This is a genomic window from Mesorhizobium sp. M7A.F.Ca.AU.002.02.1.1 (genome assembly GCF_003998535.1).
GTDB classification, from domain to species: domain Bacteria; phylum Pseudomonadota; class Alphaproteobacteria; order Rhizobiales; family Rhizobiaceae; genus Mesorhizobium; species Mesorhizobium ciceri.
In genome coordinates this window covers 1-2,843 of the sequence record NZ_RZPB01000764.1, presented here as the reverse complement: position 1 = coordinate 2,843, position 2,843 = coordinate 1, and the positions used below count along the sequence as shown (strand labels likewise).

Sequence of the window (2,843 nt, the reverse complement as noted above, 5' to 3'; positions counted from 1 at the left end):
CGCCTGGAGGTGATTTTCCCCCGGCGGGCGGGCGGCCCGCCACGTCAAACCTTCGACCATCCAAGAGGCCCACTGCCATGTCAAACCCAACAGTCGTCGGCTTTTCCGGCAACATCACCAGGCCGTCAAAGACGCGCGCCTTCGTCGATCTGGTCGCCAGGGACATCGCCGCCAGCCACGGCCTATCGGCGAGCACCTATGATATCGAGGATCTCGGGCCGTCGCTGGGAACGGCGAAATGGGCCCGCGATCTCGACGGCCAGGCGCACGCGATCCTGGAACAAATCCTCGCCGCCGACGTGCTTGTCGTGGGCTCGCCGACCTACAAGGGCAGCTATACCGGCCTGTTCAAGCATTTCTTCGACCTGATCGATCCGGCGGCATTGCGGGGAAAGCCCATCGTGCTGACGGCGACCGGCGGTGGCGAGCGCCATGCCTTGATCGTCGAGCATCAGCTGCGGCCGCTGTTCGGCTTCTTCGAGGCCTTTGCGCTGCCCACCGCCGTCTACGCCACCGACAAGGATTTCACCGACGGCGTGCTGCGCTCCGAGGCGATCCTTAAGCGTGCGGCGCAGGCGGTCGACGAGGTCGGCTTTGTGCTGGCCAATCGTTCGGCAGGCCGGATCGCCGCTGAATAGCCTGTCGTCAGCCAGATTGAACTGAACGAAATCCGTGAGGGCAGCGCCCCCGCTTACGCGCAATTTACGACCGACCGCTAAAACCGTTCCTGTCTGATTCGTCTGGGACAGGAACGTCATGAGCAAAGCCCTCACATCCTTCGCATTGGTCGCCGTGCTGACCGCCTTGCTCATGGCGTTGAGCCTGGCTGTCGCCAGGCACGGCTATCCCTATGGCGCGATCGGCGTCAGGCGCCTTGACGGCATTGCCGACGCCGGCGTGTTCATCCCGATTGCCGCCGTCTATTTCTTCAGCGCGATGCTGATGATGATCCTGCCGATAAGGGCGGCCGGTATCGTCCTGACCCATGCCGCCGATGCCCTTTTCTGGACCGTGATCGCACTGTTTGCGACCATCGTCGGCTGTATGGTCGCCAGATGGGCGTTCGGGCAGGGCAGCGCCGTGTGGACATTGCTGAACTGGCGGTTCCTGTTTGCCGCGGCGATCGTCGGTTGTCACTTTGTCATGAACGAGTTGCGCCGCAACGTGCTGCTGCGCAGCCTGTTCTTCGTCGTCTTTGCCGCTGCGACGCTGGCCTGCCTGTTCTGGTCGTTCACACTCTGACCAGCCGTAACCGGCTACTTCGCTGATCCTGCGGCGATGTTGCCGGCGGCAATTTCCATCCATGTCCAGAGATAGGCGGCAAGACCGCGATCGACATGGATGCGCAGCTTGGCGTCATGGCGATAGACGACGGCGCTGATGTCGGCGAAGGACAGCGCTGCACTGGCGCTCGCTTGGCTGGGATCGAGCGTCGTTCCACGCGCGATGAAAGCGTCGAGCGCCGTGCCCTCGGCCTCGAACATTTGCAACCCGGCGCTGATCGCCGTCACCGCGAACCCGTCTGTGTGCCAGCCCGAGGCGATGGCAAGCGGGCTGTTCGAGACGATCAGCAGCCGGTCGCGCGCCAGTCGCGCCGCATAGCGGTCACCTTGTGCGGTGCCAAAGGCTCCGACTCCGTTCCCGTCGGCGCTCGAAGCCCGCGCCCACGCGTCGAGGTCGCCGCTGACCAGCAACTGGTTGAGGCCGCAGACCGCGCGCACCACAAGGCCGGGCACCTTGATCACCGCCGATTGCCAGTCCGGTGCAACGGACCATTTTTCCGCGAGATCACGCATGCAGCCGGTCTCCTGCCGGGTCGAAGGCGCAAGGGGCGGTAATTGTCGCCTTGCTGATCTTGCCGAGATACTGGATGTCAATCGTCTCGCCGTGCCGCGTCGCGCCGCGCTCTATCAGCCCAAGCGCAACCGGGCGGCCAAGCGTCGGGCTCTGGTAGCTCGAGGTGACAAAGCCCTGGCTGCGCAATCTGCCGTCGATCCGTTTGATGCCATGCGCGCCGGTCGGCAGCGGTGCTTCGCCTTGCGGCACTGCCAGCCCGACAAGCTGCATGCGATTGTCACGCGACGCCTCCTCGGTGAACAATGAGCGGCGGCCGACGAACTCGGTCTTGCGTTTGGCCCGCGGACCGTGGACGCCGAGATCATGCGGCAATGTGGTGCCGTCGGTGTCCTTGCCGATGACGATAAAACCCTTTTCGGCACGCAGGATCATCAGCGCCTCCAGGCCGATGACGATGGCGTCGAGCGCCTGGCCGGCCTCGCGCAGATGCGCCCATAGCGGCTCGGCGTGGTCGGCCCGGATCGAAATCTCGTAGCTCCTGTCGCCGGTGAAACTGACGCGGGCGATGCGGACTTCGTCGCCGGCATAAGTGCCATGACCGATCGCCATATGCGGCAGGTCGGCATCGTCGAGCGAGAGGCCAAGATGCAGCTTTTCCAGCAGCTTGCGGGCATTTGGCCCCGAAACGGTCAGTGTCGCCATGTCCGGTGTGGCGTTGTGGATGTAGACGGCGCCGCGGCCAAAACGGTCCTGGCGCCATTCCTCCAGCCGCGCATGGACGGCGGCGACATGCGAGGACGAGCACGACACGACGAAGCGATGCTCGTCCAGCCGCACCAGCACGCCGTCGTCGAAGACCACGCCGTTCTCAGACAGCATGAAGCCATAACGGCAGCGGCCCGGTTTCAATGTTGACATGGTGTTGTAGTAGAGGAAATCGACGAACGCCGCCGCCTGCGGCCCGATCACCTCGATCTTGCCGAGCGTCGAACCATCGAACAGCGCGACCGACTGGCGCGCACGTCGCGCCTCGTCCGCGATCGAAC

Annotated in this window: 4 protein-coding genes; 2 read left to right on the top strand and 2 right to left on the bottom strand. The window is 64.3% G+C overall.

Annotation, left to right across the window (positions count from 1 at the left end; all coding sequences use genetic code 11):
- Window positions 1-77: 77 nt before the first annotated feature.
- Window positions 78-638, top strand: coding sequence for an FMN reductase (msuE, locus tag EN879_RS30870; RefSeq protein WP_027164238.1), 561 nt, complete (start codon window positions 78-80; stop codon window positions 636-638).
- Window positions 639-756: 118 nt separating this feature from the next.
- Entirely contained in the window at window positions 757-1,242 is a 486-nt protein-coding gene (locus EN879_RS30865; protein ID WP_063169862.1) for a hypothetical protein, read from the top strand.
- Between the two features lie 14 nt (window positions 1,243-1,256).
- Here the strand turns inward: EN879_RS30865 and EN879_RS30860 are convergent, their stop codons facing one another.
- Window positions 1,257-1,796 carry a hypothetical protein gene (locus tag EN879_RS30860; RefSeq protein WP_063169863.1) on the bottom strand — a complete coding sequence of 180 codons (540 nt, stop codon included), beginning with the start codon at window positions 1,794-1,796 and terminating at the stop codon, window positions 1,257-1,259.
- A partial coding sequence (locus EN879_RS30855) for an aminomethyltransferase family protein (RefSeq protein WP_245493891.1) occupies window positions 1,789-2,843 on the bottom strand: 1,055 nt, incomplete at its 5' end. The genes EN879_RS30860 and EN879_RS30855, both read right to left, overlap by 8 nt.

What these genes read in the sequence shown, in the direction of transcription:
- EN879_RS30860 (WP_063169863.1), bottom strand. Translation starts at nt 1,796, where the DNA reads ATGCGTGATCTCGCGGAAAAATGGTCCGTTGCACCGGACTGGCAATCG.
- EN879_RS30865 (WP_063169862.1), top strand. Translation starts at nt 757, where the DNA reads ATGAGCAAAGCCCTCACATCCTTCGCATTGGTCGCCGTGCTGACCGCC.
- msuE (WP_027164238.1), top strand. Translation starts at nt 78, where the DNA reads ATGTCAAACCCAACAGTCGTCGGCTTTTCCGGCAACATCACCAGGCCG.